At 43.5% G+C, this 15,632-nt stretch carries 11 protein-coding genes; 5 read left to right on the top strand and 6 right to left on the bottom strand.

What is annotated here, in order from left to right:
* Positions 1 to 5 precede the first annotated feature (5 nt).
* Positions 6 to 884, bottom strand: a complete 879-nt coding sequence (locus tag R7190_RS17865; protein ID WP_005382092.1) for a transcriptional regulator — start codon at positions 882 to 884, stop codon at positions 6 to 8.
* A 271-nt stretch (positions 885 to 1,155) separates the two neighbouring features.
* Here R7190_RS17865 and htpG point away from each other — a divergent pair, with 271 nt between their 5' ends.
* From htpG to hemH, 3 genes are all read left to right on the top strand, one after another.
* On the top strand, positions 1,156 to 3,060 hold the full coding sequence (htpG, locus tag R7190_RS17860) for a molecular chaperone HtpG (protein ID WP_017819957.1): 1,905 nt from the start codon (positions 1,156 to 1,158) through the stop codon (positions 3,058 to 3,060).
* Positions 3,061 to 3,380: 320 nt separating this feature from the next.
* A complete protein-coding gene (adk, locus tag R7190_RS17855; RefSeq protein WP_005382094.1) occupies positions 3,381 to 4,025 on the top strand; it encodes an adenylate kinase in 645 nt (214 codons plus the stop codon).
* Positions 4,026 to 4,192: 167 nt separating this feature from the next.
* Positions 4,193 to 5,155 (top strand): ferrochelatase, encoded by a 963-nt coding sequence (gene hemH / locus R7190_RS17850; protein ID WP_064353706.1) that lies wholly within the window; start codon positions 4,193 to 4,195, stop codon positions 5,153 to 5,155.
* Between the two features lie 49 nt (positions 5,156 to 5,204).
* Here hemH and R7190_RS17845 read toward each other — a convergent pair whose 3' ends face one another.
* Positions 5,205 to 6,593 carry a peptide MFS transporter gene (locus tag R7190_RS17845; RefSeq protein WP_005382097.1) on the bottom strand — a complete coding sequence of 463 codons (1,389 nt, stop codon included), beginning with the start codon at positions 6,591 to 6,593 and terminating at the stop codon, positions 5,205 to 5,207.
* A 333-nt stretch (positions 6,594 to 6,926) separates the two neighbouring features.
* Between R7190_RS17845 and rfaH the strand changes: the two genes are divergently transcribed.
* Positions 6,927 to 7,427 (top strand): transcription/translation regulatory transformer protein RfaH, encoded by a 501-nt coding sequence (rfaH, locus tag R7190_RS17840; protein WP_005382098.1) that lies wholly within the window; start codon positions 6,927 to 6,929, stop codon positions 7,425 to 7,427.
* A gap of 115 nt (positions 7,428 to 7,542) precedes the next feature.
* Here rfaH and asnB read toward each other — a convergent pair whose 3' ends face one another.
* From asnB to nagA, 4 genes are all read right to left on the bottom strand, one after another.
* Positions 7,543 to 9,207, bottom strand: coding sequence for an asparagine synthase B (asnB, locus tag R7190_RS17835; protein ID WP_005384979.1), 1,665 nt, complete (start codon positions 9,205 to 9,207; stop codon positions 7,543 to 7,545).
* Between the two features lie 230 nt (positions 9,208 to 9,437).
* Complete coding sequence (locus tag R7190_RS17830) at positions 9,438 to 11,027, bottom strand: cation:proton antiporter family protein (RefSeq protein ID WP_005384981.1); 1,590 nt, start codon at positions 11,025 to 11,027, stop codon at positions 9,438 to 9,440.
* Positions 11,028 to 11,108: 81 nt separating this feature from the next.
* Entirely contained in the window at positions 11,109 to 12,323 is a 1,215-nt protein-coding gene (gene nagC, locus R7190_RS17825; RefSeq protein WP_025766988.1) for a DNA-binding transcriptional regulator NagC, read from the bottom strand.
* A 2-nt stretch (positions 12,324 to 12,325) separates the two neighbouring features.
* The gene (nagA, locus tag R7190_RS17820) at positions 12,326 to 13,462 is read right to left on the bottom strand and encodes an N-acetylglucosamine-6-phosphate deacetylase (protein ID WP_025766987.1); all 1,137 of its coding nucleotides are present in this window, start codon (positions 13,460 to 13,462) and stop codon (positions 12,326 to 12,328) included.
* A gap of 489 nt (positions 13,463 to 13,951) precedes the next feature.
* Here nagA and nagE point away from each other — a divergent pair, with 489 nt between their 5' ends.
* Positions 13,952 to 15,445, top strand: coding sequence for an N-acetylglucosamine-specific PTS transporter subunit IIBC (gene nagE / locus R7190_RS17815; RefSeq protein ID WP_005384985.1), 1,494 nt, complete (start codon positions 13,952 to 13,954; stop codon positions 15,443 to 15,445).
* The last annotated feature ends 187 nt before the right edge of the window (positions 15,446 to 15,632 follow it).

Here is a 15,632-nt window from a genome sequence, read left to right as displayed (position 1 = left end):
CTCCTTTATTTGCAGATGTCTGTTGGATCGTTTTGACCTGCGAAAATACGCAGTGTTACGTTCTCGTAAGAGTGGTTACTGTCATGAATGTAGTTCAGAATCAGCTGGTTATTTTGTCCACCAGTGGCAATCACTTCCACTGGCAACGAGTCTTCTGCATGGTGCTTCACGTAGCGCTCAATGCATTGCTCTATTGAAGGCAACCAGTTGTTGATTTGAGGGTGATTTACAGGTGTCATCACCGGTACACTTTGATACTCACCAATCTGACGGAATTGGGATTCCGCAGGGTTCGTGAATAACAATACGCAAACAGGAAGCAGCAGAGACAAAAAGATAATGACACGCGGTAGCCAGTTAATCGTGTTAGATGCTGGCTTCGGCTGAGTTTTAGTCGGCTCTACTTGAGGCTCAAGATCAGCAGTAGTATCGGTCACTATCTCTGTTGGTGGTGTATCGCTCGCTTCTAACTCCACTGCTGGCGCTTCTTGTTCAGAAGCGGTTTCTTCAACGTCAGTGTTAGAGTCAGTAGAAAATGGGCTCAAGCGTTCCACTGAACAAATGAGTTGGTAGCCACGTTTAGGTACCGTTTTAACAAACTCTGGAGATTTTGTTGAATCCTTCAACATCTTACGCAGAGTAGAAATCGCTTGAGTCAGGCTTGAGTCATCCACCTCAAAACCTTGCTCACGCCAAACAAACTCGTGAAGCTCGTTACGGGTTAAAACTTCGTTTGGTCTCTCTGCCAACATCAGAAGTATACGGCTTTCGTTGCTTCCTAATCGTACAACGTCGTTGCCGTTTTGTTGGTCAGCGAGCGAATTACTATTTGGATCAAAGGTGAACCTTTGAGCAAGTAGAAATTTGGTGCCAATGTTAGTCATTTAGTTCTTCTTAGATGGATGATGTTGTAATTATGGTGATTTATGTCACAAAATTACCGGGGCGCTTGGAGTGCGCACGACATTTTAGATGCTTTTAGACGGGTAGGATAATTAAAATTTTCTAAAAAAACACCGTTTTTAGCAATATTGACCTTGAATTTACATTTGTCAGCCACATGTTAAATGACACCTCGGTAAGGTGATTTCAAGGGGAAAGTCACAAACTTGTCCCTATGAAAAAGCCAATTAGTTTAGATGTTATGGAGCACACATGAGTGAAACCGTATCTCAAAATAAAGAAACTCGTGGTTTTCAATCAGAAGTAAAACAACTACTGCATTTAATGATCCATTCTCTTTATTCAAATAAAGAGATCTTTTTGCGCGAGCTGATCTCTAACGCATCAGATGCATCAGACAAACTGCGCTTTCAGGCGTTATCTAACCCAGATCTATACGAAGGTAATGCAGACCTTTGCGTGAAACTGTCGTTTGATGAAAGCGCAAATACCTTAACCATTTCTGATAACGGTATCGGTATGAGCCGTGATGATGTGATTGAGCACTTAGGAACAATCGCAAAATCTGGTACAGCTGAGTTTTTCTCAAAGCTATCTGAAGAGCAGAGCAAAGACTCTCAGCTTATTGGTCAGTTTGGTGTTGGTTTCTACTCGGCATTTATCGTTGCTGACGCCGTTACCGTGCGCACTCGCGCTGCGGGTCTAGCCGCTGATGAAGCGGTACAATGGCACTCAGCGGGTGAAGGTGAGTACACCATCGAAAACATTACCAAAGAGTCACGTGGTACCGACATCATTCTTCATATGCGTGAAGAGGGTAAAGAGTTTTTGAATGAGTGGCGTCTACGTGACGTTATCAGTAAGTACTCTGATCACATCGGCATTCCTGTTTCAATCCAAACTGTCGTTCGTGATGACGAAGGCAAGGAAACAGACGAGAAGAAGTGGGAGCAAATCAACAAAGCCCAAGCACTGTGGACGCGTAACAAATCTGATATTTCAGAAGAAGAGTATCAAGAGTTCTACAAACACGTATCACATGACTTTGCCGATCCCTTGGTCTGGAGTCATAACCGTGTAGAAGGTAAAAACGACTACACGAGCTTACTATACATCCCATCGAAAGCACCTTGGGATATGATGAACCGCGACCACAAATCAGGCTTGAAACTATACGTACAGCGCGTATTCATTATGGACGATGCAGAGCAATTTATGCCGTCATACTTACGCTTCGTACGTGGTTTAATAGACTCAAACGATTTACCGCTAAACGTATCACGTGAGATCTTACAAGACAATAAAGTGACTCAGTCTCTACGTAATGCTTGTACTAAGCGCGTGCTAACGATGCTCGAGCGTATGGCCAAGAATGACGAAGAGAAATACCAATCATTCTGGAAAGAGTTTGGTCTTGTGATGAAAGAGGGCCCTGCGGAGGACTTTGCAAACAAAGAGAAAGTTGCAGGTTTATTGCGCTTTGCTTCAACTGAAGTGGACTCTTCTGAGCAAACTGTGGGCTTGGCGTCTTACGTTGAGCGCATGAAAGAAGGTCAAGATAAGATCTACTACTTGACGGCAGACAGCTATGCAGCTGCGAAAAACAGCCCTCACTTAGAACAGTTCAAAGCGAAAGGCATTGAAGTTATCTTGATGTACGACCGCATTGATGAGTGGCTGATGAACTACTTAACTGAGTTTGATGGTAAACAGTTCCAGTCAATCACTAAAGCTGGGCTTGATCTAAGTCAGTTTGAAGATGAAGCAGAAAAAGAGAAGCAAAAAGAAACCGAAGAAGAGTTTAAGTCGGTTGTAGAGCGCACGAAGTCTTACCTAGGCGATCGTGTGAAAGAAGTTCGTACGACCTTCAAACTCGCATCTACGCCTGCTGTTGTGGTAACGGACGATTACGAAATGGGCACTCAAATGGCGAAGCTTCTTGCGGCAGCTGGTCAAGCTGTGCCGGAAGTGAAATACATCTTTGAGCTAAACCCTGAGCACGAATTGGTTAAGCGTATGGCTGACGAAGCCGATGAAGAAGCGTTTGGTCGCTGGGTTGAAGTTCTGCTTGGTCAAGCAATGCTAGCGGAGCGAGGCTCTATTGAGGATCCAACAGAGTTCTTAGGAGCCGTTAATCAACTTTTGACTAAGGTGTAATAACCTCTGCAAATCAAAAAGCTCGCATTTCGCGAGCTTTTTGTTTGTTGTCGCAAAATTTTGCATCTCAAGTGCTGAGTTAATAATCAATAGGGCGTGAAAGAGGGTACTGTTAACATTCTTTAGTCTTAATACACTCTTTGCTCAGAGAACCTGTGATAGAATCTGCGACTTGAATGTGAGTAATAAGGCGTGTATTTTTGCTCGCCTATATACGTTATACCGAAACTTATCGTTGCAGGTGCTTCTCAGGTTTGATGTCTAAGAGGTCAGCTATTGTGAGCTTCGGTATAAATCTTAAATATTAAAGAGGATAAATCATGCGCATCATTCTTCTAGGTGCTCCAGGTGCAGGTAAAGGCACACAAGCAAACTTCATCATGGAAAAATACGGTATTCCACAAATCTCTACTGGTGATATGCTTCGTGCTGCTATCAAAGCAGGTACAGAGCTTGGTAAACAAGCTAAAGCTGTTATTGACGCTGGTCAGCTAGTTTCTGATGAAATCATCCTTGGTCTTATCAAAGAGCGCATCGCTCAAGAAGACTGTGCAAACGGTTTCCTACTAGATGGTTTCCCACGTACTATCCCTCAAGCTGACGGCCTAAAAGAAATGGGCGTAGACGTAGACTACGTTATCGAATTTGACGTTGCAGACGATGTGATTGTTGAGCGTATGGCTGGTCGTCGTGCTCACCTTCCTTCTGGTCGTACTTACCACGTGGTTTACAACCCGCCTAAAGTGGAAGGTAAAGATGATGTAACTGGTGAAGATCTTGTTGTTCGTGATGACGACAAAGAAGAAACAGTACGTGCTCGTCTAGGTGTTTACCACGAGCAAACTGCACCGCTAATCAACTACTACGGCAAAGAAGCTGAAGCAGGAAAGACTAAGTACCTTAAGTTTGATGGTACTAAGCAAGTAGCTGAAGTTAGTGCGGATATCGAGAAAGCACTATCTTAATTTGCTGAAGTCAAAAATTTAATATTTTGATATATTGAAAGCGGCCCAAGTGGTCGCTTTTTTTAGTTTACTCGTAAACATATATCTAATTAACTTCAGCTCGGCTATTCGTTACTTCGAGGTTACTTAAATATATGAACCAAGCCGTTTACCATGAATAGGATGTTATGAAAGAGAATAATAAACAGGGTGTACTCCTAGTTAACCTGGGAACTCCTGACGCACCAACCGCTCCTGCCGTAAAGCGCTTTTTAAGTCAGTTTCTTCATGATCACCGAGTGGTAGACATGACTCGATGGCTTTGGTGTCCACTATTGCACGGCGTTATCCTTCCTATCCGAGCTCCTAAAGTTGCCAAACTCTATCAATCAGTATGGATGGAAGAGGGCTCGCCGTTGATGGTGTACTCTAAACGCCAAACGGAAAAGTTGGCACAAAAGCTTGATATACCTGTAGAGCTTGGTATGACGTATGGTAACCCAAGTTTGCAATCAGGCTTTGAAGCCCTATTGGCGCAAGGCGTTGATGAAGTCATTGTTTTACCGTTGTATCCGCAATACTCGGGCACAACAACGGCAGCGGTTTCTGACGGAATCACTAAAGCATTTAAGAACCTGCCTGTGATGCCAGGCTTTAGCTTTATTCGTGATTATTACAATCACCCGAAATATATTGAAGCGTTAGCGCATTCAGTTCGTGAACATTGGCAAAAGAATGGTCAGGGAGATTACCTGCTGTGTTCTTATCATGGTATTCCAAAACGTTATGCTGACAATGGTGATGTTTACCCACAGCATTGTGAAGAGACGACTCGCTTGCTTGGGAAAGCGTTAGGTTTAAGCGAACAACAAATTGGCATGACGTATCAGTCCCGATTTGGGAGAGAAGAGTGGCTTCAACCTTATACCGATAAGACCCTAGAGGCACTTCCTGCAAAGGGTGTGAAAAATATTAATGTTGTGACCCCTGCATTTTCTTCAGATTGTTTAGAGACGTTGGAAGAGATCTCGGAAGAGTGTAAAGAGATTTTCCTTGAAGCAGGTGGTGAAAACTTTACCTACATCCCTTGTTTGAACGATAGTGAACTTCATATCGAGATGATGGTTGAGTTAGTTCAATCTAAACTTTAGATACAAAAAAGGGTCGCAATAGCGACCCTTTCTACGTTTAGTTGAGCGATCAAGCAACTTGTACTTGCTGCTCTTCTACTTGCTCTGCCGTGCTGTGCGTATTTTCAGCGCCATGCATCCAGCGAACGAGTGTATTAGAGAATAGGAGCAAAATTACGCCACTTACGGTTGCGCTGACCGCAATACCACTAAAGATAGCCATAGCGCCTAACTCGCCTACGTGAGAACCCACATAGCCCGCAACATAGTTAGCAATCGCATTACAGCCAAACCATGCACCCATCATAAGTGAAGCTAAGCGAAGCGGTGCTAATTTAGTCACCAATGAAAGACCAATTGGAGATAAACACAGCTCGCCTAATGTGTGGAAGAAGAAAGCGCCGACCAACCATAACATCGATGTTTTTACTGTTGTATCTCCACCTTGTTCTAGCACTGCGCCAACCATACAAAGGAAACCAATCGCTAAGAAAAATAGTGCCATTGCAAATTTCACTGGCGAAGTGGGTTCACGTTTACCCAATTTTACCCAAAGGACAGCCAGAACTGGCGCTAGAGTAATAATGAAAAATGGGTTTAGTGATTGGAACCACGCAGCAGGAACTTCAAAACCACCAATCATGCGATCAGTATATTGTTGAGTGTAGATGTTCATCAGGCCACCTGCTTGTTCAAAGCCTGCCCAGAAGACAATAGTGAATAAGCTCATGACCAGAATTACTTTTAGTCGATTCACTTCTTCTTTGGTGAGTGGCTGCTTCGTGGTGGCGTTTTTGTTATTTAGATCTCGTTTCGCCGCTGGTTCGCGGCCAATATCACCAAGCCATGATTGAGCCAGTACCATTTGCATCACTAGGCTAACCAGCATACCCACACCAGCGGCAACAAAGCCAGCTTTCCAACCGTAAGAGGTTGTCACAGAGCCAGAAACGACGCCGGCAAGTAATGCACCTAAGTTGATACCCATATAAAAGATAGTGAATGCGCCGTCACGACGGTTGTCACCTTCTTGATAAAGGTCGCCAACCATGGTTGAGATATTTGGCTTAAAGAGACCGTTACCAGTGATAAGTAGGCCAAGACCTAAATAGAAACTGTGTAGCGAACCAATACCTAAAGCATCAGCAGGAAGTGCAAGAGTAAACTGGCCGATGGCCATTAACGCGCCACCAAGCAAAATTGAGCGACGTTGACCTAAATAGTTATCTGCTAGGTAACCACCGATAAGAGGCGTGATATACACAAGCCCTGTGTATATGCCGTATAGGTCTAATGCGTCTTTGGTTGACCAGCCAAGGCCGCCATTCATTGTTGTATCAGTAAGGTAAAGCACGAGAATGGCACGCATTGCGTAGTAAGAAAAGCGTTCCCACAGTTCTGTACCGAACAATAAGAACAGGCCACGTGGATGACCAAAATATTGATGTTGGTTTGACATAAGCTCTTCTAATAATAGTTATTACATTTTTTAACGACTTCTACGTATACAATGCAATTCAACGAGTGACAAATAATAAAATTTTGCCATTCAACTATTTTTGTTTGTTAAGTGGCTGTTTTTGATTAGATTTGCAGATTATATGATGGTGTATTGGTTGTGTTACAAACTTAATTTCCATTTTTGCCTATGGACTTCTTTATCGTAAGTTGCTGAAAAATGTCGTTAATGCGAGCGATGTATAATCATACTTTTATAGATAAACTGAATATCAATGACTCAACTTTGGCTTAATGCTAGGATAAAAACAAAATAGAATTGGCTAGTAAAAAGATGAAACGTTGGTATCTACTTTATTGTAAACGTGGGGAGCAGGTTAGGGCGAAACAACACCTTGAAAATCAAGGTGTAGAGTGCTTTTATCCAACTGTAGAAGTTGAGAAGATTTTGCGCGGTAAAAGACAAAAAGTCGAGGAACCGCTGTTTCCTTGTTACGTATTCGCTTACTTTGATTATGAGCAAGGGCCAAACTTCACCTCAGTCCGCTCTACTCGAGGTGTTGTTGACTTTGTGCGTTTTGGTGCTCAACCGAAAGAAGTTCAAGGTGACTTGGTCTTCGAATTGATGCAGCTAGAAAAGTGTTGTAATGACAATACCGTTTCTGAATGTATGCCAAAACCAGGCGATCAAATTAGAGTTAAAAGCGGTCAATTTGCGGGCATAGATGCCATCTTCCAAGAACAAGATGGTGAGAAACGCTCAATTATGCTAGTTCAGATGATTACCAAGCGTGTGCCTGTCAGCATAGACAATAGTGATTTAGATTTAAAATAGCCTAATTCCATCAAACATAAAAAGAGGTGCAAAAGCACCTCTTTTTGATCGTATCTAATTTTTTGTCTGTTTTAAAAGGGTTGGACGAACCAACCCTTATCTTTATCGTAGAGAATTAGTATGAGTCGTTGTGAACGGTCTGTACTGCACGACCTGATGGGTCAACACAGTTTTGGAACGATTCATCCCATTCAATCGCCTTCGCTGAAGAACACGCTACTGAAGGGCCTCCTGGAACACACTCTGCTGCTGATGGAAGTGGGAATAACTCTTCAAAGATTTCACGGTACACGTAGCCTTCTTTTGTCGTTGGCGTGTTGTATGGGAATCGATATTGAGCTGTTTCCATCTGCTGGTCTGTCACTTTCTGTTCTGCTACTTCTTTCAGCGTATCGATCCAGCTGTAGCCAACGCCATCAGAGAACTGCTCTTTTTGACGCCATGCGATCGATTCTGGCAGGTAGTGCTCGAAGCACTCACGAAGGATGTGTTTCTCCATTTTACCGTTGCCACACATCTTGTCTGCTGGGTTCAAGCGCATTGCTACATCAATGAACTCTTTATCTAGGAAAGGTACGCGTCCTTCAACTCCCCATGCTGCCAGCGACTTGTTAGCACGAGCACAGTCGAACATGTTCAGAGCAAGCAGTTTACGCACAGTCTCCTCGTGGAACTCTTTCGCGTTTGGCGCTTTGTGGAAGTAAAGGTAGCCACCAAAGATTTCGTCAGCGCCCTCACCAGACAATACCATCTTGATACCCATCGCTTTGATCTTACGACCCATTAAGAACATAGGTGTTGATGCGCGGATAGTCGTCACGTCATACGTTTCAATGTGGTAAATCACGTCACGAATCGCGTCCAAACCTTCTTGAATCGTGTACGTCATTTCGTGGTGAACGGTACCAATTTGGTCGGCAACTTCGCGAGCGGCTTTCAGGTCAGGCGCGCCTTCTAGGCCAACAGCAAAAGAGTGCAGTTGAGGCCACCAAGCTTCAGACTTTTCATCATCTTCAATACGCATCGCTGCAAAGCGTTTTGCTACCGCAGATGTAATAGAAGAATCTAGACCGCCCGAAAGAAGTACACCGTAAGGCACGTCAGTCATTAGTTGGCGTTTAACAGCCGCTTCTAGCGCTTCAGTCAATTCTTCTTTGCTAGTGCTGTTACCTTGTACTGCTGCGTACTCGTTCCAGTCACGAACATAGTAACGTGTTGGCTCAGTATCTTTAGAGCTGTAATAGCTACCAGGAGGGAATTCACTTACTGTTTTACATACTGGAACAAGAGCCTTCATCTCTGATGCCACATAGTAGTTACCATGCTCATCGTGACCTTGATAAAGAGGGATAATACCAATATGGTCACGTCCGACTAAATACTCATCTTTTTCTTCGTCGTAGAGCACAAAAGCGAAAATACCGTTTAGTTCTTCAAGGAGATCTGCACCCATATCTTGGTAAAGTGCAAGAATGACTTCACAGTCTGAATCGGTTTGAAATTCGTACTTTCCTTCGTAACGAGCACGAATTTCTTTATGGTTGTAGATTTCACCATTGACGGCAAGGATGAGCTTCTTATCAGGGCTGTATAGCGGCTGTGCACCACTATTTAGACCAACAATCGCCAAGCGCTCGTGCGCTAAAATAGCACGCTCTGAAGAGTAAATCCCAGACCAGTCTGGGCCACGGTGACGAAGTTTTTTCGACATCTCTAATGCGATAGGGCGCAATGCGGCTGCATCGCTTTTAATGTCTAAAATGCCAAATACTGAACACATACTACATCCTTACTAAACTAAACAATTTCTAATCGGTATGGTTTAAATTTGCCATTACTAATAAAAAAAGCAACGTTTTGTGATTAAAAAAATGATAAAAGGCCTTGTTGTATGGAAAATATTTAACTCAACCGTTGTTTTGGTGAATGAGATCAAGGTTTGGTATAAAAACTATACAAAAAAGGCTTTCTATCAATAGAAAGCCTTCCGAAAAATATCAGTGCTGTTGCTTATTTAATTGGTGTGAATTTAGGTTGAAGTTGTTTACAGACGTGTCGAGCAAAACCGCTACCAGCTTCACTATAAATATTGAATGCTGCGTCAACGCCATTTTCAAGTAAGCCTTCCAATTGATCTGGGTATTCGGCGATAGCGGCAATTTGCCCCTTATATTTTCTGCGTTTAAGCTGCTCAAGTGCTGTTTGGTTACCTTGATGATGTGGCATTGCAAGCAGAACCAGTTTTACATGACCTGTATCTAAAATTCGCTCCCAGAAATCCGGGTCGGTGGCATCACCAGAAATCACATTTCTTCCTTCTGAACGATGATGATGTGCAGCGTCTTCACGAATTTCTATACCCAATGAAATTTTGCCATAGCGTGAACGTAGCTCATCATAAGCGCCCGTTCCAATACGCCCCATACCTAAGATCAATACTTGGGCATGACCTGGGTTGATGAGTTGGTCGCGTTGATTGAGCTTTTCTACCGCTGTCTCTTGCAGCCACTTACCTGAATGTTGATAAATTTTATGGCTAAGGCGGTTAAGTGGCGCGGAAATTACAAAGGATACCGACACCGCAACCGCAATCGCAGCAAGCATATCACTTGGCATCCAGCCCATTTTATAGGCCAACCCAGCAACAATAAGACCAAACTCACTGTAGTTAAATAGTGATAAAGAGGCGAGCAAAGAGGTACGTACTCGAAACTTAAAATGATTAATAGTGACGAAGTACAAGAGTCCTTTGATTGGTAGCAGTAAGATAAATAGCAGGGCGAGAACGACGCCATTCACGCTCAATGAGGCGGATAAACCAATGTTCAAAAAGAAGCAGACTAAAAAGAGCTCCTTCATATTGAATAATGACTTGGATAGTTCTGAGGCTTTTGGGTGACCTGCGAGTAGCATGCCTAAAATTAGCGCGCCCAAGTCTGGTTTCATCCCGACCAACTCGAATAGCCCAGCACCGACAACAAGCGCGAAGAAAATACCGAATAGCACCAGCATTTCGCCGTGGCCAACTTTATCGAGCAGCTTATAGAATAGGGGACGAAGGAAAGGCAGTGCGAACAAACCGATGGCATACCATTCTGGGACTTTTCCGGTTGAAGCAGTCAGGAATACTACGGCAAAAATATCTTGCATAACCAAGATACCGATCGCGAGTGTGCCGTAGGTCGCGTTCATTTCGCCTTTTTCTTGCAATGCTTTTACGGCAAAAACGGTACTAGAGAACGATAGTGCAAAAGCTAAAAGCAGGATTTGGCTGCCGTCCATACTGGCTAGCGAAGTCAAGCCCAGTAGTTTTAAGCCGGATAACGCTAGGGCAAAAAAAGCGGTAGAGAGTATGTTGTGGGCGGTTGCCCCTCCCCATATTTCTTTGGACAGCAGGGTTTTTACATCGAGTTTGAGTCCAATAGTAAACAGAAGAAGAGTAACACCAAGATCTGCGAGAGTGACAATAACGTCATTGCTTTGGTAACCAAATGCATGCAAGCCAAATCCAGCTAGTAGAAAACCAACGAGGGGAGGGAGGCTGCATTTAAGCGCAATAAAACCAGCTAAAAAAGCGGCTGTAATTAGAATAATTTCCATACTGTTGAGCTGTATTCCTGATATACAAAAACGGGCTGTGAAAACACAGCCCGAGATTGTAACTCAATTGGTTGTATAAACTTAGTCTTCCAGTAACTTTTGTAACAAAACTCCGTTTAGCATAGCGCGTTTAATCATCGCAAATGCGCCCATCGTTGGCTGCTTATCAATGTGAGAAGCCACGATAGGGAGGTCGTTATGGAAAGTTTTAAGAGATTGATTCTCTACGTTGCGTTGAATTGCAGGGAAAACAATATCTTGTGCTGCAGTAATATCGCCAGCAATTACAATTTTCTGTGGATTAAATAAGTTAACCGTAATCGCAATCGCTTTACCTAGCTGGTTGCCCACTCGCACTAAACTCTGTTTCGCAAGTTCATCACCATTCATTGCGTGCTGACATACCGCTTCAATTGTGATGTTTTCAAGGTCGGTTAAGCTTGATTCGTATCCTTGAGTAATCAGTTGCTTCACTCGTTGAATAATCGCTGGGTTTGCAGCTACGGTTTCTAAACAGCCAAAGTTTCCACATTGGCATTGCTCACCAAGCGGGTCAATTTGGATATGACCAATTTCACCGACGTTGCGGTTAAAACCAAGAAAAACCTGGCCGTTAACGATAATACCTGCGCCAGTACCGCGGTGGACGCTAACCAAAATAGAATCCTGGCAGTCTTGGCTTGCTCCAAAGTAGTGCTCAGCCAACGCCATGCCACGTACGTCGTTGCCAACAAAGCATGCTGTATTAAACTTCTCTCCAACAATTTCACCGAGAGCAAGATTATCGATATCGGTATTAGGCATGTATTCGACCACGCCAGTTGTTGGGTTAACAAGGCCCGGTAAAGTGATGCCGATAGCGATGAGTTGATCAATTTTGTCTTCGCAACGGTTTACGAAATCTTTTAATAAATCGATAAGTCCTGCGATTAAGTCTGCTTGGTTAGTGTAGTGCAGTTCATGCTGATCTTCTGCCAGCGCGGTACCACCTAAATCGTATAAACTGAACTGTACGTAATCTCGACCTAAGCGAACGGCAATCGAATGAAAAGGTTTGACTTCAGTAGTCAAAGAGATCGCACGACGACCACCAGTTGAAGCTTGTTGGGCGACCTCCTTAATAAGGCCGCGCTCTAAAAGTTGGCGGGTTATTTTGGTAACACTAGCAGGCGCGAGCTGACTCACGTCCGCGACTTGAATACGGGAGATAGGACCTTGCTGATCAATCAGCCTATATACCGCAGCGCTGTTAAGCTGTTTTACTAAATCTACATTACCAATCTGTCCGCCATTCATGCTTAATTTTGCTCGTATTGTCCGTTAACAACCGTCGCTTTTACTTTAAAGTCACGATCGAAAATAGTCAGGTTTGCAACCATCCCTTTTCGAACTCGGCCAAGGCGATCCTCAACACCAATTGCTGTTGCTGGGTATAACGTGGCCATTCGTAGAGCTTCGTCTAAAGCGATCCCCGCGTGCTCAACTGAATTCTGAACTGCTTCAATCATTGTCAAAGCTGAGCCGCCTAGCGTGCCATTTTCATCAACACACTTACCATCTCGGTAATATACTTTCTTACCGACAAAAATAAAGTGATCAATGTTAGCACCTGCTGGAGCTGTGGCATCCGTCACCAAAACAAGCTTTTCACCTTTGATTTTATGAGCAATTCGGATGTTTGCGTAGTCGACGTGAAAACCATCAGCAATAATGCCAGCATATACGTCAGGAGTATCGTAAATTGCACCAACAACTCCTGGTTCACGACCAACCATTGGTGTCATTGCATTAAAGAGGTGTGTAGCAAAAGTAATGCCTGCTTCAAAGCTTTTACGTGCTTCGGCGTAGGTTGCATTTGTGTGGCCAATTGAAACTACGATGCCAGCAGCCTTTAATCGCGCAATATGCTCTGGGTCGTTATGCTCAGGTGCTAGTGTTACTTTCGCTACGATATCGGCGTTTGTGCAGATAAGGTCGATCATGCTTTCGTCTGATGGGCGAATAAAATCTACGTTATGGATGCCTTTTTTCGCGACGTTAAGGTAAGGACCTTCGAGGTGTAAACCAAGCGATTGATTTTGATACTTGTTGTGGTACTCACGAGCTGCGGCAATTGCAGTTCGCATATCTTCATCAGATGACGTAATGAGTGTTGGCAGGAAGCTAGTACAGCCAGATTTGAGGTTTGCCTGGTGCATGATTTGCATGGTTTCAGGGGTAATTGCATCGTTTAGCATTACACCGCCACAACCGTTCAACTGCAGATCGATAAAGCCTGGACTTAGATTAGCGCCTGCAAGGTCTTTTAGTTCGATGCTTTGAGGTAGCTCAGAAACCGGCACAATAGATTGAATAAGATCGTTTTCGATGATGACCGCATGATCGGTAAGAACATCACTACCGGTATAAATTTTACAGTTACTTAGCGCGTACATAGTCAGCTAGTCCTTATAGATGAGAATTCAATTTCTATATCGTTATCTAAGTAGAGACTGCTTCAGTCATATGGGTACTTAGTTTGTATCACTGAATTAGATAACGAGTCACATACAGCAAGTCGCGTTTTATCGATGTTATTGTCATAGTAACTAACTGAAAAGTAATAATTGTATGGTTTTTTATGATTCTTTTTCAGAGCAAAGTTACAGTGATTTACCCGCCTAGATACCAAAATAACACTGATTCTGCCTTGCATAAAGTGCGAGAATATTATCTTTAAAACGCCATTTTTTCGTATAATAAAATAAGTTTTATGATCTCGCTAGCAAAAACCTTCCGAAAGGGCAAATTGTGGTGATTATGATCACAAACGGTGAGCTTTTAATTTGCGGAGCAAAATTAATATCATAAACTTAGGATGACTAAATTGGACGGCTGAAATAAGTCATTCAACATAACATCTAATCCTATAGGGGGAACTTAAGGTGAACATTCTCGGATACTTCCAGAAGGTGGGTAAGGCGCTTATGGTGCCGGTTGCCACACTTCCTGCAGCAGCAATACTCATGGGTATTGGCTACTGGATCGACCCAAATGGCTGGGGCGCAAACAGTGCACTTGCTGCATTTCTTATTAAAGCTGGTGCAGCGATCATTGACAACATGTCAGTATTGTTCGCTGTTGGTGTTGCTTACGGAATGTCTAAAGACAAAGATGGCGCCGCTGCACTTTCAGGCTTCGTGGGCTTCTTAGTTGTCACAACGCTTTTGGCCCCTGGTGCAGTATCACAAATTCAAGGCATTGACCCAAGTGAAGTACCTGCTGCATTTGGTAAAATCAATAACCAGTTCGTAGGTATCTTGGTTGGTATTGTTTCTGCTGAGTTGTACAACCGTTTTTCTCACGTAGAGCTGCACAAAGCACTGGCGTTTTTCTCTGGTAAGCGTCTTGTACCTATCCTAACGTCTTTTGCTGGTATCGTTATTGCGTTCATCCTGATGTACGTTTGGCCATCAGTTTACGGCGGTCTGGTCAGTTTTGGAGAAAGCATTCAAGGTATGGGTGAAGCAGGTGCAGGTGTTTATGCATTCTTCAACCGTCTTCTAATTCCTGTTGGTCTGCACCATGCACTAAACTCAGTGTTCTGGTTTGATGTTGCTGGTATTAATGACATTCCAAACTTCCTTGGCGGTGCGAAATCATTAGCTGAAGGCACGGCAACGGTAGGTGTTACAGGGATGTACCAAGCGGGCTTCTTCCCAATCATGATGTTTGGTTTACCAGGCGCTGCTCTAGCGATGTACCATACTGCGAAATCAAAGAATAAAGAGAAAGTGGCATCTATCATGATTGCGGCTGCGTTTGCTTCATTCTTTACAGGTGTAACAGAACCACTTGAATTTGCATTCATGTTCCTTGCTCCAGGACTGTACGTTCTTCACGCAGCGCTGACTGGTCTATCAGTTTATATCGCGGCATCAATGCAGTGGATTGCAGGTTTCGGTTTCTCTGCTGGTTTAGTCGACTTAGTATTGTCGACTCGTAACCCGCTAGCGGTAAACTGGTACATGCTCATTGTACAAGGTCTTGGTTTCTTTGCGGTTTACTACTTCGTGTTCCGTACCGTGATTGTTAAGTTTGGCCTTAAAACACCGGGACGTGAAGATGATGAAGAAGCTTCATCTAACGTGGCTGGATCAAGCAATTCTTCAGAGCTTGCTCGTCAGTACTTGAAAGCACTTGGCGGTCATGACAACCTAAGTTCTATCGATGCCTGTATTACTCGTTTGCGCCTTTCTGTGAAAGATATGAGCGTTATCAATGAGAAAACTCTGAAAGATCTTGGAGCTATGGGAGTTGTGAAGCTAGGTACAAACAACCTACAAGTTATCCTTGGTCCACTAGCAGAGATTGTTGCTGGTGAGATGAAGAATGTATCTAAAGATGAAGACTTAAGTGGTGTTCAGCTACCAGCTTAACTGTTTAATAGTGGTGTGATTGTTTGTTATTGGTATTGCAAACAATTGATACTACAACATCGCAAAAGGCCTCCGCAGGAGGCCTTTTTTAGTTTAGGCCCTTTGAATCTGCTTTGCTTTCACGCTAACTCGATAAATATTGTCGTTTTAGAGCGAGTTCTTGTTGTCTAATTGCTTAGAATTGTGG

Source organism: Vibrio sp. 1078-1 (genome assembly GCF_033340475.1).
This window is presented reverse-complemented; position numbering and strand designations above follow the sequence as displayed.

Excerpts from the sequence above, each read along its gene's own strand:
- rfaH (WP_005382098.1), top strand. The coding sequence starts at position 6,927 with ATGAAACGTTGGTATCTACTTTATTGTAAACGTGGGGAGCAGGTTAGG.
- hemH (WP_064353706.1), top strand. The coding sequence starts at position 4,193 with ATGAAAGAGAATAATAAACAGGGTGTACTCCTAGTTAACCTGGGAACT.
- nagC (WP_025766988.1), bottom strand. The coding sequence starts at position 12,323 with ATGAATGGCGGACAGATTGGTAATGTAGATTTAGTAAAACAGCTTAAC.
- asnB (WP_005384979.1), bottom strand. The coding sequence starts at position 9,207 with ATGTGTTCAGTATTTGGCATTTTAGACATTAAAAGCGATGCAGCCGCA.
- R7190_RS17845 (WP_005382097.1), bottom strand. The coding sequence starts at position 6,593 with ATGTCAAACCAACATCAATATTTTGGTCATCCACGTGGCCTGTTCTTA.
- htpG (WP_017819957.1), top strand. The coding sequence starts at position 1,156 with ATGAGTGAAACCGTATCTCAAAATAAAGAAACTCGTGGTTTTCAATCA.
- R7190_RS17865 (WP_005382092.1), bottom strand. The coding sequence starts at position 884 with ATGACTAACATTGGCACCAAATTTCTACTTGCTCAAAGGTTCACCTTT.
- R7190_RS17830 (WP_005384981.1), bottom strand. The coding sequence starts at position 11,027 with ATGGAAATTATTCTAATTACAGCCGCTTTTTTAGCTGGTTTTATTGCG.
- adk (WP_005382094.1), top strand. The coding sequence starts at position 3,381 with ATGCGCATCATTCTTCTAGGTGCTCCAGGTGCAGGTAAAGGCACACAA.
- nagA (WP_025766987.1), bottom strand. The coding sequence starts at position 13,462 with ATGTACGCGCTAAGTAACTGTAAAATTTATACCGGTAGTGATGTTCTT.